The 15,692-nt window shown below is 67.1% G+C and carries 13 protein-coding genes and 1 tRNA gene; 7 read left to right on the top strand and 7 right to left on the bottom strand.

Translation table 11 applies throughout. The annotated features are described in order from the left end of the window. Window positions 1–29: 29 nt before the first annotated feature. Both AAFP30_RS09820 and AAFP30_RS09815 read right to left on the bottom strand, forming a co-directional pair. Window positions 30–986, bottom strand: coding sequence for a hypothetical protein (locus AAFP30_RS09820; RefSeq protein ID WP_419229711.1), 957 nt, complete (start codon window positions 984–986; stop codon window positions 30–32). Window positions 987–1,124: 138 nt separating this feature from the next. Beyond that, complete coding sequence (locus AAFP30_RS09815; protein WP_419229710.1) at window positions 1,125–1,901, bottom strand: SDR family NAD(P)-dependent oxidoreductase; 777 nt, start codon at window positions 1,899–1,901, stop codon at window positions 1,125–1,127. Window positions 1,902–1,941: 40 nt separating this feature from the next. Here AAFP30_RS09815 and AAFP30_RS09810 point away from each other — a divergent pair, with 40 nt between their 5' ends. Genes AAFP30_RS09810 through AAFP30_RS09800 form a run of 3 tightly spaced genes read left to right on the top strand, consistent with a single transcriptional unit; the run spans window position 1,942 to window position 5,058 of the window. Continuing rightward, window positions 1,942–3,063 (top strand): ROK family protein, encoded by a 1,122-nt coding sequence (locus AAFP30_RS09810; protein WP_419229709.1) that lies wholly within the window; start codon window positions 1,942–1,944, stop codon window positions 3,061–3,063. Window positions 3,064–3,119: 56 nt separating this feature from the next. Beyond that, window positions 3,120–3,932 carry a transglutaminase-like domain-containing protein gene (locus AAFP30_RS09805; RefSeq protein WP_419229708.1) on the top strand — a complete coding sequence of 271 codons (813 nt, stop codon included), beginning with the start codon at window positions 3,120–3,122 and terminating at the stop codon, window positions 3,930–3,932. Window positions 3,933–3,936: 4 nt separating this feature from the next. Continuing rightward, complete coding sequence (locus AAFP30_RS09800; RefSeq protein ID WP_419229707.1) at window positions 3,937–5,058, top strand: zinc-binding metallopeptidase family protein; 1,122 nt, start codon at window positions 3,937–3,939, stop codon at window positions 5,056–5,058. Window positions 5,059–5,118: 60 nt separating this feature from the next. Here the strand turns inward: AAFP30_RS09800 and otsB are convergent, their stop codons facing one another. From otsB to AAFP30_RS09780, 4 genes are all read right to left on the bottom strand, one after another. Next, window positions 5,119–5,901, bottom strand: a complete 783-nt coding sequence (gene otsB, locus AAFP30_RS09795) for a trehalose-phosphatase (protein WP_419229706.1) — start codon at window positions 5,899–5,901, stop codon at window positions 5,119–5,121. Then, the gene (locus AAFP30_RS09790) at window positions 5,898–7,421 is read right to left on the bottom strand and encodes an alpha,alpha-trehalose-phosphate synthase (UDP-forming) (RefSeq protein WP_419229705.1); all 1,524 of its coding nucleotides are present in this window, start codon (window positions 7,419–7,421) and stop codon (window positions 5,898–5,900) included. Before AAFP30_RS09790 ends, otsB begins: the two co-directional genes overlap by 4 nt. Window positions 7,422–7,425: 4 nt before the next feature. Beyond that, window positions 7,426–7,587, bottom strand: coding sequence for a hypothetical protein (locus tag AAFP30_RS09785; protein WP_419229704.1), 162 nt, complete (start codon window positions 7,585–7,587; stop codon window positions 7,426–7,428). Window positions 7,588–7,671: 84 nt separating this feature from the next. Continuing rightward, the gene (locus tag AAFP30_RS09780) at window positions 7,672–9,168 is read right to left on the bottom strand and encodes a threonine/serine ThrE exporter family protein (RefSeq protein WP_419229703.1); all 1,497 of its coding nucleotides are present in this window, start codon (window positions 9,166–9,168) and stop codon (window positions 7,672–7,674) included. Window positions 9,169–9,172: 4 nt separating this feature from the next. Between AAFP30_RS09780 and AAFP30_RS09775 the strand changes: the two genes are divergently transcribed. The 3 genes from AAFP30_RS09775 (at window position 9,173) to AAFP30_RS09765 (ending at window position 12,726) form a co-directional block, all read left to right on the top strand. Next, window positions 9,173–9,247, top strand: a tRNA-Thr gene (locus AAFP30_RS09775). Window positions 9,248–9,457: 210 nt separating this feature from the next. After that, window positions 9,458–10,168 carry an ABC transporter ATP-binding protein gene (locus tag AAFP30_RS09770; protein ID WP_419229702.1) on the top strand — a complete coding sequence of 237 codons (711 nt, stop codon included), beginning with the start codon at window positions 9,458–9,460 and terminating at the stop codon, window positions 10,166–10,168. Beyond that, window positions 10,168–12,726, top strand: a complete 2,559-nt coding sequence (locus AAFP30_RS09765; RefSeq protein ID WP_419229701.1) for an FtsX-like permease family protein — start codon at window positions 10,168–10,170, stop codon at window positions 12,724–12,726. The genes AAFP30_RS09770 and AAFP30_RS09765 overlap by 1 nt, the downstream gene beginning before the upstream one ends. Window positions 12,727–12,741: 15 nt before the next feature. On the opposite strand, the gene AAFP30_RS09760 is transcribed toward AAFP30_RS09765, so the two are convergent. Beyond that, window positions 12,742–13,992, bottom strand: a complete 1,251-nt coding sequence (locus tag AAFP30_RS09760) for an acyltransferase (RefSeq protein WP_419229700.1) — start codon at window positions 13,990–13,992, stop codon at window positions 12,742–12,744. A gap of 152 nt (window positions 13,993–14,144) precedes the next feature. Here AAFP30_RS09760 and AAFP30_RS09755 point away from each other — a divergent pair, with 152 nt between their 5' ends. Continuing rightward, window positions 14,145–15,689 (top strand): carboxylesterase/lipase family protein, encoded by a 1,545-nt coding sequence (locus tag AAFP30_RS09755; protein WP_419229699.1) that lies wholly within the window; start codon window positions 14,145–14,147, stop codon window positions 15,687–15,689. Window positions 15,690–15,692 lie beyond the last annotated feature (3 nt).

Raw genomic sequence — 15,692 nt, 5'->3', positions numbered from 1 at the left:
GTATTTCCGAGTCGCCAGGTGGCACGGATCTACGGCGCAGAGACCTCGGGCCCGCCGACGCACTGTGGGCACGAGGCCACCTCGCCCGGCCAACCATGGCGGTTCAATACCGTCCCGATCTTGACCGCCGTCGAGCACGCACGCGTGTACACCTGCCCCCAGCCGATGCGGAGCGTCTCTCGGTCGGCACCCGCGGCGGCGTCGAGGTCGCGCTCCATATCTCTGTCGCGGGCGAGACCATCGTCGTGACCCAGCCGCCCGTCCAGTTCCACCACCACGTTCCACTCGAGATAATCGACATCTCGAAAGCCGTTTCGCCCCACACGCGTGGGCGACTGCCGCTGCGGTGTCGGAAGACCATGGGCGCGTTCAACTTTGGTCAGGTATCCGTACTCGAGTACCGAGCACGTCCCGTCGCGGGCATCGCACAAAACCTGCTCGACAAATGCGCGCCACCGCATCCGCGGGCGGGTCTGCAACGCAGCGAGAAGTCGTTCGGCAGTGGTTTTTCGGGCTTGTACGACATCGGTCAGACACGCGACGGCACGCATCTCCGAGCTCACCAGCCCGACCATGTCGAGGGCCGCCTCCTCGAGCCGTTGGCGCGGTGGGTGAGCGCTACCGAGCACCTGCTCGTCGAATCTGGCGGCGTAGTGGACGACCACACCCGCGCGTCGAGTCACTCGACGACGACGTGCGACCGTGATGTGGATCGGGCCGGCGCCCTGATCGTCGGTGTCTCCGACAGCCGATGCGTGGCTCAACGCGGCCGGCCATGCATCGAGTACCGCCGCCCACGCCCGCTGCCGCCACGTCAGGGGGCCTGTGTGATTCACGTACGTCCCGGGGTAGACCGCGACCCACTCCCGACGGCGAATCCGACACCGAATGTAGGGCGCGGTGAAGCCGCAATCCATGACCTGTCGGCGCGCGATCACCCCGTCTTGGGCGTCGAGCAACTCGTGTAAGCGGGCGGCATCGGCCATGGCATCAGTCTCGCCCCGCAACCGGCCCAATATCCGTCCCCGTCAGCGCCCTGTGGATAACTATCTGTGCCGTATTTCCGAGTCGCCAGGTGGCACGGATCTACGGCACAGAGGAGCACTACCGGTGGCGAGCGGGGATCAGCCGGGGTTCTTGACGTTGCGTCGCGCCGACGCCTGATCGCGCGGCCGGATGATGATCTGATCCAGGTCCACATGGGGTGGGCGGGACGCGGCGAATCCGATGACCTCGGCGATGTCCTGCGCAACCAGCGGGGTCAGTCCCTGATAGACCGCGTCGGCCTTCGCCTGGTCGCCGTCGAATCGGACGAGTGAGAAGTCGGTCTCCACCATGCCGGGCGCGATCTCGGTGAGCCGCACCGGTTTTCCCAGCAACTCGTAGCGCAGGGTGCGATGCATGACGGCCTGCGCGTGCTTGGCCGAGGTGTAGCCTGCTCCGTTGTCGTACACCTCGAGGGCTGCGATCGACGTGACGGTGACGATCAGTCCGTCGCCCGACGCGATGAGTGCCGGGATCAGCGCCTTGGTCATCCGCAGCGTACCCAGGACGTTCGTCTCCCACATCCAGCGCCAGTCGTCGAGGTCGGAGGTAGCGACGGGGTCCAAACCCTTTGCGCCACCGGCGTTGTTCACCAGGACATGGACGCGGTCGAGTCCCGCGACGAACGCGTCCACCGAGGCCTCGTCGGTCACGTCGAGTTGTCGGCCGGTGCCGCCGATCTCGCTCGCCAATTCGTCGACGAGTTCGGTGCGACGCGCCCCGAGGACCACGTGGTACCCCTGCGACGCCAACTGCCGCGCGGTCGCTGCGCCGATGCCGGAACTGGCCCCGGTGACCACCGCGATCTTCTGATCGTCGGGGATCGACGACCCTGATACTGCCGATTCAGTGCTCATGAGCCCACCTTATTGGTTTTGCCTGCGCTAGATTCATCGCATGTCGCTGTCCGGAGTGGTGCCCGCCGCGCTGCAGGTGGGTGCGGTTCCCGCGTCGACGGTGCTGCAGGCGGTCCGGGTCAACGCGCCGGTGACCCGCGACCAGCTCGCGGCGGCGACCGCGCTGTCGCCCGCAACCATCAACCGACAGGTGACACTGCTGGTCAGCCGGGGCCTGATCCTCGAGCGGCCCGACCTCGTCGACCCGGGCGGGATCGGCCGGCCGAAGAATCCGCTGACCCTCGACCACGACAAGTTGTGCGTGGCCGGTATGCACATCGGTGCACGCCGCACCCTGCTGGCAATCGCCGACCTCGGTGGACGAACTCTCTACAGCCACGCCGTGCTCACCCAGAAGGATGGCACCTCGCCCGACGACCTGTGCGCCCAATTACGGGATCTGGCAGCGCGATTCAGCGGCAGGCGCCTGCTGTGGGCCGGGATCGCATCGGGCGGTGTGGTCGATGCCGACACCGGCATCGTGGACCACCCGGTGCTGGGCTGGCGCCGAACTCCGATTGGGCCCATGCTCGCCGACGCCCTCGGCGTTCCGGTGTCGGTGTGCGAACACGTGCAGGCCATGGCCGCAGCCGAACTCCTCCTGACCTCGCCACGTGAGTTCGACGGCACCGGGCTGTTCTTCTACGCCCGCGAAACCGTCGGCATGGCGATGACCATCGACGGCAAGGTCCACATGCCACGCCACGGGGCCGGGTCGATCGCGCATCTGCCGGTACGCGCACCGGTGCTGGCACCGACCGCGGCGGCCACCGTGCAGGACATCGTCGGCCGGGCCGCGGCCTGCCGCGCGGCCGAGCGACTCGGCGTCGCCGAGGACGCGTCGGCGATCACCGACGAGCGGGCGCAGGTGTTGGGCACAACCGTGGCGATGTTGCGTGATGTGCTCAACCCCGACGCCATCGTTGTGGCCGGCGACGCCTTCGCCGAGCATCCGCACGGACTCGCCCCGGTGCAGGCGGCGTTCGATGCGGCCTCCACCACCCGTCGACCCCTGGAACTCAGCCCGACCCGGTTCGGGGTCCGGGTGCAGGAGAGCGCGGCAATTGTGGTGGCGCTCAGCGTGATCTACGCGGATCCGGCCGCCGCCACCGGCGGCGGCTGACGCCCGCGCGATCGCGCGTTGGGAGAAGCGCCCGGTAATGCCCTACCGTGGGGGACATGACCACACCCCCACGCGACGTGAGCGCGAATCTCGAGGTCTTCGTCTCCGACGCCACCGAACTCGAGATGCAGATCGCCGTCGCTCAACTGCCGGGCCTCACGATGACCGAACAGCTCACGGTCACCGTCGACGGCACCGAGGTGGAGCCCGAAGAGATCATCGACGACCATGGTGCACGGATTCATCGACTCGACGTCGAGTCCGGACTCGTCGTCATCGACTACTCGGCCAGTATCGAGACGCCGGCCGACCCGATCCCGGTCGAGGTCACCGATCACTCGGTGTACCTACGACAAAGCCGATACGCCGAGAGTGACAAGTTCTTCGGATTTGCTGCCGGACAGTTCGATTCGAAGCTGCCGCCGGCCGAATTGCTCAATCAGGTCACCGCGTTCGTGGAGGACCGGCTCAACTACATCCCGGGCGCGAGCGACCCCATCGACGGTGCCGCCGACACGCTGCTCGCCGGTGCGGGCGTCTGCCGTGACTACGCACACCTCGTCGTCGCGCTGTTGCGGGCGTTGAACATTCCCGCGCGACTGGTCGCCGTCTACGCCCCCGGCTGTGACCCGATGGACTTTCATGCGGTGGCCGAAGCCATCATCGACGGCGAGTGGGTGGTCGTCGACGCCACCCGACTGGCACCCCGGCAGAGTCTGGTGCGCATCGCCACCGGCCGCGATGCCGCCGACACCGCATTCCTCGACAACCATCGCGGATCGATCAATCTGAACTACTACAAGGTGACCGCCACTGTGCGCGGCGATCTGCCTATCGACACCGGAGAAGACCGAATCCGCATAGGCTGACGCCATGCACGCACTCACCTGTCCGATCTGTAACGCGCTGTCGGGCTTCCTGAATCAGCAGTGTCCGAATTGTGGCACCACCGTCGGTATCCACCTTCCGTCGAGGTCGCTGGTGGTCGCCTCGGAGGAGGGCGTCGACATCGGGGGTGAGCGCTGGGTGCGGTGCTCGAACTGGGAGCATCCGGGGTGCAACTGGATGACCCTCGCCGAGGTCGACGACGACTCGGCCGGGTTGCGCGGCAGGTGCTTTCCCGACTCCCTGGTGCGTAAACGGCCGGACAACGAGGATACGATCGGGCTGGAGAAATTGCCCAGCACGCTGCCCGACCTGCGGATGCTCATCTACCAACTCGTCGACCTCGGCTTGCCGGTGGAACCGTTCTGGCGCAGCGAGGGTGGTCTCGCCTTCGACCTCCTGTCGAGCATGAGCACCGGCAAACCGGTCATGATCGGGCATGCGAACGGCGTCATCACCATCGACCTCGCGGAGACGATGGACGCCTACCGGGAACGTCTACGGGTGCAACTCGGCGAACCCTACCGGACGATGCTCGGGCATTTCCGGCACGAGGTCGGCCACTACTACGAGCACATCCTCGTCGAAACCGGTTCAGGTGCCGATGAATATCTCGACAAATGTCGGAAAATCTTCGGCGATGAGCGCGCCAGCTACAGCGACGCCCTCGACCGGCACTACAAGTCCGGGCCGCCCGCGGACTGGCACGCCTCCTACATCTCCGAGTACGCGACGATGCACCCGTGGGAGGATTTCGCCGAGTGCTTCGCGCACTACCTGCACATCACCGGCACCATCGACACCGCCCGCGAATCCGGGGTGATGCTGGAGAGCGATCAGGTACGTTTCGCCATGGACCGCGACATCGTGCCGCTGGAGTCCTACGCCGACCAACCCATCGAACGGCTGCTGTACGACTGGAAGTGGTTGTCCACCATGTTCAACCGGGTCAACACCTCGATGGGCCGGCGACCGCTGTACCCGTTCGAGATTGCGCAACCGGTCGTCCGCAAACTCGGCTTCGTGCATCGGGTGATCCGGGAAACCGCGAAACGGCGTGCAGGCGAGGGAGATCCGCTGGTCGATGCGGTGTCGCCCTCGGCTTCCTGACGGGGTTTCGACACGCTCGGCTCCTTCGTCGCCGGGCTGCTCAACCAGCGGGGAGAACGCTCAGCGCGACAACCACTCTCGTCGCTGAGCCGCCAGCACCTCCAACACCGACGCGACGTCGTCGGGGTCGCCGACGCGGAACTGCGCTGCGGTGTCACCCGATCCGACCTTGATGCCCACATCGCCGGACTCCGGGCGGAGGTGGGCGAAGGCCTTTTCGTCGGTGACGTCGTCGCCGAGGTAGATCACCGCGCCGGAGTCGGTGCGGTCGCGCAGGATGTCGAGTGCATGTCCCTTGCTGGTGTCGATGACCGCGAGTTCGATGATCGACTTGCCCTCGGTCACTTCGACTCCCGACCATGACGCCGGACCCGAGCGGACCCGTTCGAGCGCAGCTTCGGCATCACCGGTCACGTTCCGTACGTGCAGGGTGGTGCTGGCCGGCTTGGTCTCCACCATCGCGCCCGGATAATCGGCTGCGATGGACCGCAATTCGTCGATGATCCGGTTGAGCAACGCTTGCCGCTCGGGAGTGATCTCGATGACGAAACCCGTGTCGAACTCGCTACCGTGACTGCCCACCAGCGTGACCGGCGGTGTGAGGCCGGAGAGTTCGGACAGCACGGCGAGTTCTCGGCCGGACACCACGGCAACGGCCGTATCCCGAAGTCCGCCGAGCTCTTCGATCGCCGTGATCGATGCCGGGTTCGGCACGGCATCCTCGGGTCGCGACACGATCGGTGAGATGCAGCCGTCGTAATCGGAGGCGACCAGCAACCGTTCGGTCTGCGCCGCGGCGACCAGCGCCGCACGCAGATCGGCGGAAATTCCGGTGGGGCTCATTCGTCTTCGTCCATCTGGTCGCCGACCAGGTGGACGCCGCGGTTGGCATTGGTCTCGGTTTCGGTCGCCGAGGCGAGTGTGGACAGGAAACTGTCGGCCCACTTGGCGACGTCGTGGGTCAGGACCTGTCGACGCAGTGCCCGCATCCGTCGTCGGCCTTCTTCGGGTGCTTGCTCGGCGGCGGCCTGGATGGCGTCTTTCACGCCGTCCAGATCATAGGGATTGCACAAATAGGAATTGCGTAGTTCGGCTGCGGCGCCGGTGAATTCGCTCAGGACGAGGGCTCCGCCGAGGTCGCTGCGGCAGGCCACGTATTCCTTGGCGACGAGGTTCATCCCGTCGCGCATGGGGGTGACCAGCATGACGTCGGCGGCGACGAAGAACGCGATGAGTTCGTCGCGGGGGACCGGGCGATGCAGATACTGCACCACGGGCTGGCCGACGGCACCGTAGGTGCCGTTGATATTGCCGACCAACTGCTCGATGCCGGCCCGCATCTTGACGTAGGAATCGACACGCTCGCGGCTGGGCGTCGCCAGCTGCACCATCACGGTCTGTTCCGGGTCGACCCGCTTCTCCGCCAACAACTCCGAGAGCGCCTTGAGGCGGACGTCGATGCCTTTGGTGTAATCGAGGCGGTCGACGCCGAGCATGATCGTCTTGGGATTGCCGAGTTCCTTGCGGATCTCGGTGGCCCGCTTGCGGATCTCCCGGGAGCGCGCCTTGGTGTCGAGTTCGCCGGAGTCGATGGAGATCGGGAACGCGCCGACCCGGACGGTGCGGAAGCCGACCTGCACCACGCCGAATCGGGACCGCACACCGACGGTGCCCTTGCTGGTGGCCTGACCGGCCAACCGCCGCGCCAGGTACAGGAAGTTCTGTGCGCCACCGGGGAGATGGAAACCGATCAGGTCCGCGCCCAGCAGCCCCTCGACGATCTCGGTGCGCCACGGGTTCTGCATGAACAGCTCGACCGGCGGGAACGGGATGTGCAGGAAGAAACCGATCTTCAGATCGGGCCGCAACATCCGCAGCATCTTCGGGACCAACTGCAGCTGGTAGTCCTGCACCCACACCGTCGCCCCGGGACCGGCGGCGCGCGCGGTGGCCTCGGCGAAACGACGGTTCACCGTCACATACGTGTTCCACCACTCGCGGTGATATTCAGGTTTGACGATGACGTCGTGATACAGCGGCCAGAGGGTGGCGTTGGAGAAGCCTTCGTAGTATTCGGCGATCTCCTGCGTCGAGAGGGGTACGGCGAAGATCTCGATTCCGGGGATGTCCGGGTTGTCGTCGGAGTCGGCGATGCCCGACCAGCCGACCCACGCGCCGGTCTTGGTGCGCAGCAGCGGTTCCAGGGCGGTGACCAGGCCACCGGGGCTGCGTTTCCACTGCACCGTCCCGTCGGGCTGGACCGTCTTGTCGACCGGGAGACGATTGGCGACGACGACGAACTGCGCGTCGCCCTGGATGTCGGCGGTAGTCCCGCCGTTTGCAACGTGCCCGGACTCCGCCATGTGGTCAGGCGTTCTCGCCCGGCGCGATCCCCAGCATGGACAGCAACATCCGGCACTCGTCGGCGTCGGTGGCGTAGGCGGCGACGACGCGGCGCGCGGAGTTGGCGGTTTCGTCGGCTACCGGCTCCAGCTCTTCGTCGGTGATGTCGGTGGTCTTCGCAGGCATGGTGTCCTCTGGTGTTCGCTGGCGTCATCCGACGGCGGTGGCCGACGGAGAAGTCGTGCGCGTTATGGCGCGCGACCTCCGATTCTACCTGGTCGGTCCCTTGCGCCCGGGCAGGACCTGGCGACGCCGTTGCGCTGCCCGGACGGCATCGCGTCGTCGGTTGCGTCGCAACATGGCCATCCACTCCGGGCGATGGGGCAGTTGCGGTCGACGCAGCAGCCGGGCGATGAACTCGCCGAGCGTGACACCGGCGGCCAGCGCGCAGCCGATACCGAGCGCGCTGGTCATCCAGGTGAACCCGACCAGCGTCTGATCGTTGAGGATGCCGTACAACCCGCGATAGACCGCCAGACCGGGCAGCAGCGGAGTGATGCCCGCGACGGCCACGACCAGGGGTGGTGTGAGCGCCCGACGCGCGAGGAGACCGCCGACGAGACCGACCGCCGACGCCGCGATGCCGTTGGCGATGACGTCGCCGACCGGGACGAAGGTGCCGACGGCGACGATCGTCGCGCCGATGACCCCGCCCATGAACGCGACCGGGAGTGCCCGTCGTTCGGCGTAGCTGGCCAGCGCGTAGGCGGCTGCGGCCACGGCACCGGCGAAGACACGGACCGGCAGTTGGACAGCCGGGAATGTGGTGTCGGTGGTGATCGACGGCAGATAGATACCGAACTGCTGCAGCAGTTGGATCGCGATGCCGACGCCGGCGATCAGACCGCCGGTCATCAGCAGCAGCTCGAAGAATCGGGCGACACCGGTGATGGGGGCGCCGGTGATGGCGTCCTGCACCGAGCCGACCAGCGACAGACCCGACAACAGCACGACGATGCCCGCGGCGATGGTCAGCGACGGTGTCAGGTCGAGGTTCAGGTGCTGGGTGGCACCGAACACGACCGCGGCCGGCACCACCGCGATGAAGCCGCCGGTGACCTGCTGAAAGAACACCGGCGTGCCGATCCGGTTGAGCCTGCGGTTCACGATGATGATCACCGCGGTCGTGACGAACGCCAGCAGCGCGCCGATGACGCCGGCGCCGAGGAGCACCGCGATGCCCGACGCCATGAATCCCCAGGCCGTGGTGGCCACCCGATGCGGGTACGGGTGCGGCGCCGAGATGATCTCGTCGACCAGTCGGTGCGCGGTCTCCGGCGTGATCGCCATGTCGCGGATACGACGGACCAACCGGTCGATCTGCGCGAGCCGCGTGAAGTCCATCGAGCGGTAGTAGACCTGTTCCATCGTGGTGATGGGCGGCAGCGTGGCGCCGCGGCGGGCGCTGACCTGGATGGTGTTGTACGTGACGTCCACGTCGACGTCCTCGAGGCCGTAGACACCGCAGACGAACACGATCTGCCGTTGGGTGTCGATGGCCGCGGTACCGGAGTCGAGCAGCACCGCACCGACCTTGGTCGCCAGGTCGAGGACCTCGGTCATGGCACCGACGTCGAACCGGTCGATCGGTTTGCGCGGCGACACCATGATGCTGCCCGGCTCGATGGTGTCGATCGTCGCTTGGGAGTCACCGATCAGGCGGACGGGGTTCAGGTACCCCAATGCCCGGCCGATATACTCGCGCACGCAGGCCTCCTTAGCTCAGTGGTAGAGCACTCGCCTTGTAAGCGAGCGGTCGTCAGTTCAATCCTGACAGGGGGCTCCAACGATTCGCTTCCGACTCCCCGGGCCCATCGGTCAACGGGTGCCCGGCGTGGTGGTGTTCCGATATGTGACGCGACTCATTTCCGGGTCCGGCAACTCAACCGTTTTGCTATGCGCAGGATGCGTGCGTGTGGGGTCCGACGGGTGTCGAATAGATCGGTAGGCGTGACGACGTCGCGGTCACGCACCGTTTGCGAGAAGACGTGAGTCGATGCCTCCACACGTGACGCCGGCCCTCGAACTGCGTGCCGTCAGCAAGGCCTACCGCATCGGTGGCCGGCGAACGGACGTGCTCGTCGACTTCGATTTCTCGATGGATGCCGGCGAGTTCGTCGTGGTGACCGGGCCGTCGGGTGCCGGTAAGTCGACGTTGCTCCACCTCGCCGGTGGGCTGGATGCACCCGACCGCGGGACGGTTGCGGTGGCCGGCCGCGACGTCTGGTCGGTCGGTGCCGGGGCGCGTGCCGCATTCCGGCGGCGCAACCTCGGCTTCGTGTTCCAGTTCTTCAACCTGGTGCCGATGCTCAGCGCCGTCGAGAACGTCTCCCTGCCGCTGGTGCTCGACGGAGTGCCGGCCAGGTCGGCTGATGCGCGGGGCGTGGAACTGCTCGAGCGGGTCGGACTCGGTGATCATCTGCGGCATCGTCCCGCCGAACTGTCCGGCGGTCAGATGCAACGGGTCGCGGTCGCGCGGGCATTGGCCGCCCGGCCGTCCATCGTGCTGGCCGACGAGCCGACCGGAAATCTGGACAGTCACTCGTCCACCGAGGTCCTCGATCTGCTGCGGTCGCTTGCCGACGAGGAGCACACGGCCGTCGTGCTGGTCACCCACGATCGGGATGCGGTGCGCTACGGCACCCGCGAACTCCACCTCGTCGACGGTCGGACACGGCCCTCGACCGCGCCCGGCGGTGAGGTGTGATGCGGGCCGTGCGCGGGTGGTGGACCACGTTCCGGCGCGTCCACCTCGCGGGCTTGGCCGCCGACTGGCGGAGGACGCTGCTCAGCGCGATCGGGGTCGCGATCGGCGTGACCATCGTGCTCGGCGTCCTGATCCTCAAAGCCGAACTGGCTCGTCCCTTCGACGCGTTCGGTCCGGCGCTCACGCATGCCGCCGACACCGGAACCCTGGAGGTCAGCCCGATCATCGACGGCCGACTGCCCGATGACACGGTGGCGCGCATCGAGAATGACGTGCCCGGGGCTCGGGCCGTGGTCCCCGTGGTCGGTGCCCTGACTCCCGTTTCCGCCGCCACCGCCGACTCCCACGGCTTCTTCCTACTCGGCGGAACATGTCAGATCGAGTTGCTCATCGGACCATTCGAGTGCGCCCAACGTGCACTCGGGACCCGACCCGCGCCCGGTCCGGGTGTGCCGCTGGCGATGCCGGCCGCGATCGCGGCGCGTTACGGAGTGTCGCCGGGCGACGAACTGCGACTGCCCGGCCTGCCGCCGGGAGCGACACACCTCGGGTCGACGTTCGACGAACTCGACCTGGTCGCCGGCATCAACGACGGCTTCGTGCTGATCGCGCCGTCACCGGAGATCGCGGCCCGCCTGCTGTCCGCGCCGGGCTATGCCACCTCCGCGTTCGTCGTGCCGCGGACCGGTGCCGGCATCGCCGCCGATCTCACCCGTTCCGTCACCGGCATCGCCGAGGTGGGCCCACCGCGCCCGCACGCACCGGCCATCCTCGAAAATGGCACGCAGACACTCGATCTCGTCGCTCTGGCGGGAATCATCGTCGGTGTGCTGGTCGCGGTGAACACGATCCTGCTCGCAGTGGAGGACCGGCGTGCCGTGCTGGGCACCGTTGCCGCGATCGGTGCCCGACCGGCCGGCGTGTTCGGTGCCATGCTCGCCGAGGGTTCACTGGTGGGTCTCCTCGGCGGACTGCTGGCGGTGCCCAGCGGATATCTGCTCGGCATGTTTCTCGTCGAGAACTTCGAACGGTCCGTGCTGTCCGGGTCGGGTGCGAGCGTCAGTGCGCACTTCACCGCGACCGTGATCCCCTTGGGCGCGATAGTGGGAATCGTGTGCGGTGTGCTCGCGATGCTGGGTCCGGCGGTGCGGCTGATCCGTGACGGTGGGCTGGCGTCGATGGCGGTCGCCGGTGGGGTGCCGCGCGGGCGGCGAGTACCTTTGTGGCCGTTGCTCGTAGGCGTGGCGCTGTTGGTGGGGGCAGTCCTTCTGCTGCAGGTGGTTGCGCGGGGGGTCTTGCCGCTGGCGATGGGGATCAACGGTCTGACCGTCTGGTTGTTCGGGGTGGTGCTGGTGACCGTGTGGCTGGCGCCCCGGATCGCAGCGCTTCTGATCGGTGTATTTGCCAGGGGCCGTGCAGATATCGGACGGTTACTGGGGGCCGACATCCAACGCTATGCGTTGCTGTTCGCGCTGTCGGCCGCGTTGCTCACCGAGTCGGCCGGCCTGGTCATCGCCGCGCAGAGCATGCAGACGTTGGCGGCCGACCAGATTGCCGAGCAGCAGGCGGACCGTCTCCCATCCGCGTTATTGCTCTCTGCGCAAGCCGCATTCGATCAGCGGGACAGCGCGATCTCCGATCCCGTGATGCCCCTGGTGCACGAAGCTGCTGCCGGACAACCCGTGTCGTCGAGATGGCGGTCGACGATCGGCACGGGCGCAGCGACCCGACTGATCTTCGGCGTCACGCCGGGCGACTGGTATGCCGCCGCGATGTTCGAGCCGACAACCGACCGGGCACGGCTCTGGCAGGGGATGCGCGACGGCGAGGTCGCGGTCAGCCAACTCGCCGCAGGTCGGCTCGGGGTCGGTGTCGGCGACGTCGTCGACCTACCCACAGTCAACGGGAACCGGCAGTTTCGTGTTGCCGGGGTGGTTGCACCGCAGGTGGCCAACGATGCAGCGGTGGGTGACATCGTGGTGGTGTCCGACGCGCGGGCCCGGGCGGACTGGGCTGCGGTGCGTGATCAGGTCGCGGTGAACTACCCGACATCCGAGGCGGCGACCGCACATCGCGACGACTTCCTGCGTCTCGGTGCCGGTCTGCAGGTGTACGACACGCAACGGTGGCGGTCCGCGGCGACCGGGATCAGCCGATTCCTGCAACCGTTCACCATCGCGGGATTTCTGGTCATGGTGGCTGCCGGGCTCAGCGTGCTCAATGTCTTCATCCTCGGCCTGGTGCAGCGCCGCCGGGAACGGGCGGTGCTGCGGGCGATCGGGACGACAGCCGGCCAAGAGCAGGGCGTCATCGCGGCCAACGCCATGATCCTGTGGGTGGTGATCGGTGTGCTCGCCGCGCTGGGTGCGATCGGCCTCATCTACCTGTGGACGCTCGGATCACCGGTGTTCTACGGGATTACGTTGCATCCGGCGGTGCCGATCGGACCAGTGGTGAGCGGAATGGCCGTCGTCGGGCTGATCCTGCTCGTCTCGGCGGTGTATCCGATGCTGCATGCGCGTCGCCTCGAGCCGGCCGACCTCCTACGCGTCGGCTGACCCTTCGGTTCCCGGTCAGCCGTGAATGTCGCGGTGCAACTGCGGAATATCGTCGGACGGTCGCCGGAATTGGTGAATCCTCTCCCGCATTGCGGATTTACTCATCACATCGAACTCCCTGGGCGGCAACGACATCTGAAAGACCAGCCCGCGACCGCCGGTGCCGTCGAGCAGCGCGCCGAGCCCAGCGACCGGCAACGTGAGTACCTGGGTGCAGTAGTACGTGTCGGCGCCGCCGAATCGGATCCGGTAGACCCCGAAGCCACTGAGGTTGGTGATCAACGGATTCCACCGAACCGGATCAAAGGAAGTGGAAACACAGCGTGGCGCGGTCAGGCGGCCGGCCGCGTCCAGCATGCGCTGGTTGGTCCGGATGTCATGGCCTTCGTCGGCGAGGCGGTTCACCCGGTGACGGAGACGTTCGGCGATCGACCCGGCATCCTCGCCGCGGAACACGGGAACCTGCAGGGTCGTGATGATGTTTCCGACCAATGCCGGATCGAGGCCGCCACGCTCGCGCAGGTTGACCGCGATCGCGAGGGTGCGGTGGTCGACGGTCGGATCTACGTTCATCAGACTCGCGCAGATGTGGGCGCACACAACATCATTGGCGGACAGTCGGGTCTCGGCGCCGTAGGCGTTGCGCATGCGGGTGATCTCGTCGGCGCCGAAGTACAGGCCGAGTGTGCGTTGCCGGTGTGCTCCCCGCATCAGATACGCTGCGCTGCGCATGGTTTCGCCGACCGTCAAGAACCGGATTCCGGGCTCGTCGGTGCCGTCGGCGGGGAGCTGCTCGTCGAGGTAGGCGGCGCGGTCCTCGACGATCAGCGGCGGCGTGATCGGGTCGCCGGCGGCCGCCGCGGCCCACGCGTTCAGGAACAGCATCAAGGTCGCCATGTCACCGATCGCGTGGTGCCACGAGATGCCGATCGCGGTTGCGTCGTCGGCGAAGTGGGTGACGCGCACTCGACAGACGGGACCAACGCCCCACCGCGCCGTCGCGCCGTCGACCGGGTCGACGAGCCAGAGTCCGGTGTCGGTTGTGGTGGCCCGGATCGCCGTCGACAGTGTGTGCTCCGACGACATGGCGGTGAACGGGACACCACGACCGTTGCATCGAATGCGCATCCGGCCGTGGGTGAGGCCCATCCGCCCGGCAAACGGCGGGAACTGGTCGAGCGCCTCGGTAAACGACTGCGCAAGGGCGTCGGCATCGAGATGATGTTCGAAGAAGAACACGAAGTTGAGGGCAATGTTGGCGACCATTGCGTCGCCCACGTCACAGCGAATGTCGAAGGGTGGCGTAGCCGATGGTCGGAGCACGTGGGTCGTCACGTAACCGCCGGTGACCATGGCCGATTCTAAATCCGGACGAGCCCGGAATTCGGCGAACGAGCGAATGCGGCACCATCGACACCATGACCACCGACACGCTCGTCATCCACCCCACCACCGGCCCGATCCGCGGCACCTCCGGTGGCGGGGTCGACGTGTGGAAGGGCGTCCGGTATGCGGCGCCGCCGGTCGGCGACCTGCGCTGGCGGCGGGCACGACCACCGCACCCGCACGACGAGGTCGTCGATGCCGACGCCTACGGGGCCGTCGCGCCACAGGCGCAGATGCCCGGCTTCAACCTCGGTCCCGGGGTGGTGATGGACGAGGACTGCTTGTTCCTCAACATCTGGACCCCGTTGGGCGCTTCGACCGGCTCGCGCCCCCGACCGGTGATGGTCTGGATTCATGGCGGTGCGTACGTCCTGGGCAGCAGCAGTCAACCGCTTTACGACGCGGCGCGCCTCGTCGTCGACGGCGACGTGGTGGTGGTCAGTGTCAACTATCGGCTCGGGGCGTTCGGCTTCGGCGATTTCTCCTCCCTCAACGAGCACCTCGACGAGCCGCGGTTCGAATCGAACACCGCACTCAGTGACGTCCTGCTCGCGCTGACCTGGGTGCGTGACAACATCGGCGCGTTCGGTGGCAACCCGGACAACGTGACCGTCTTCGGCGAGTCAGCCGGCGCCGGTGTCGTCACCACGCTACTCACCATGCCGGCCGCAGAAGGACTGTTCCACAAGGCAATTGCCGAGAGTTCTCCCGCGACGTCGATGTACGACCACGCCCGTGCCGCCCGGGTGGCCGCACAGTTTCTCGAGGCGGCTGACGCGACACACGACGAACTCGTCGGCCTCGCCGTCGACCGGGTGGTCAAGGCCACGATGACGCTCATGGACCGGGTGCCCACCGACACCCCGGGAACCATCCCGTTCGCACCGGTCATCGACGGAGACCTGGTGCCCCGCAACCCGATGGATGTCTTTCGCGACGCCGAGTCGCTGCCGGTGCCGCTGCTGATCGGCACCAACAAGGACGAGGCCGCACTGTTCAAATGGATGCGTTCGCCGATGATGCCCATCGCGCCCGCCGACATCGAGCGGATGTTCGCCACGCTGGCCGCCGAATACCCGGAGGTGACGTTGCCGCCCCGCGCGCAGATCACCTCGGCCTACCAGGGGATGAAGCCGAAGGTGGTCGGACTCGGCGTCGCCCGCGACATCGCGTTCCGCATGCCGACCGTGTGGATCGCCCAGGCGCACAGTCAACGTGCACCCGTCTTCCTCTACCGATTCGACTGGGCCACCAGGATGTTGCGCGTCCTGACCCTCGGAGCCACCCACGCCACCGAGTTGCCGTACGTCTTCGGGAACCTCTCGATGGGTCCAGCCGACATCACCTTCCGGCTCGGTGGACGCAAGACCGGTGAGGCGGTGTCGCGCCGAATGCAGCGGCGGTGGACGTCCTTCGCGCATCGCGGCGATCCGGCCGCAGACCCGACGCTGCCCTGGCCGAGGTTCGACTCCGCCACCCGCGCAACGCTGGTCATCGACGCCGAGGATCGCGTCGTCGACGATCTCGACGCCGAGCTGCGTCAGGCGTGGGGCGACGAGGTCCTCGGTTTTCGGTAGCCC

The organism is Gordonia sp. CPCC 205515 (genome assembly GCF_048537925.1).
Lineage (GTDB): Bacteria > Actinomycetota > Actinomycetes > Mycobacteriales > Mycobacteriaceae > Gordonia.
Note: the sequence above shows the minus strand (reverse complement) of the source record. Positions and strands in the feature narration are given on the sequence as shown.

What these genes read in the sequence shown, in the direction of transcription:
- AAFP30_RS09820 (WP_419229711.1), bottom strand. Translation starts at nt 986, where the DNA reads ATGGCCGATGCCGCCCGCTTACACGAGTTGCTCGACGCCCAAGACGGG.
- AAFP30_RS09815 (WP_419229710.1), bottom strand. Translation starts at nt 1,901, where the DNA reads ATGAGCACTGAATCGGCAGTATCAGGGTCGTCGATCCCCGACGATCAG.
- AAFP30_RS09810 (WP_419229709.1), top strand. Translation starts at nt 1,942, where the DNA reads ATGTCGCTGTCCGGAGTGGTGCCCGCCGCGCTGCAGGTGGGTGCGGTT.
- AAFP30_RS09805 (WP_419229708.1), top strand. Translation starts at nt 3,120, where the DNA reads ATGACCACACCCCCACGCGACGTGAGCGCGAATCTCGAGGTCTTCGTC.
- AAFP30_RS09800 (WP_419229707.1), top strand. Translation starts at nt 3,937, where the DNA reads ATGCACGCACTCACCTGTCCGATCTGTAACGCGCTGTCGGGCTTCCTG.
- otsB (WP_419229706.1), bottom strand. Translation starts at nt 5,901, where the DNA reads ATGAGCCCCACCGGAATTTCCGCCGATCTGCGTGCGGCGCTGGTCGCC.
- AAFP30_RS09790 (WP_419229705.1), bottom strand. Translation starts at nt 7,421, where the DNA reads ATGGCGGAGTCCGGGCACGTTGCAAACGGCGGGACTACCGCCGACATC.
- AAFP30_RS09785 (WP_419229704.1), bottom strand. Translation starts at nt 7,587, where the DNA reads ATGCCTGCGAAGACCACCGACATCACCGACGAAGAGCTGGAGCCGGTA.
- AAFP30_RS09770 (WP_419229702.1), top strand. Translation starts at nt 9,458, where the DNA reads ATGCCTCCACACGTGACGCCGGCCCTCGAACTGCGTGCCGTCAGCAAG.
- AAFP30_RS09765 (WP_419229701.1), top strand. Translation starts at nt 10,168, where the DNA reads ATGCGGGCCGTGCGCGGGTGGTGGACCACGTTCCGGCGCGTCCACCTC.
- AAFP30_RS09760 (WP_419229700.1), bottom strand. Translation starts at nt 13,992, where the DNA reads ATGGTCGCCAACATTGCCCTCAACTTCGTGTTCTTCTTCGAACATCAT.
- AAFP30_RS09755 (WP_419229699.1), top strand. Translation starts at nt 14,145, where the DNA reads ATGACCACCGACACGCTCGTCATCCACCCCACCACCGGCCCGATCCGC.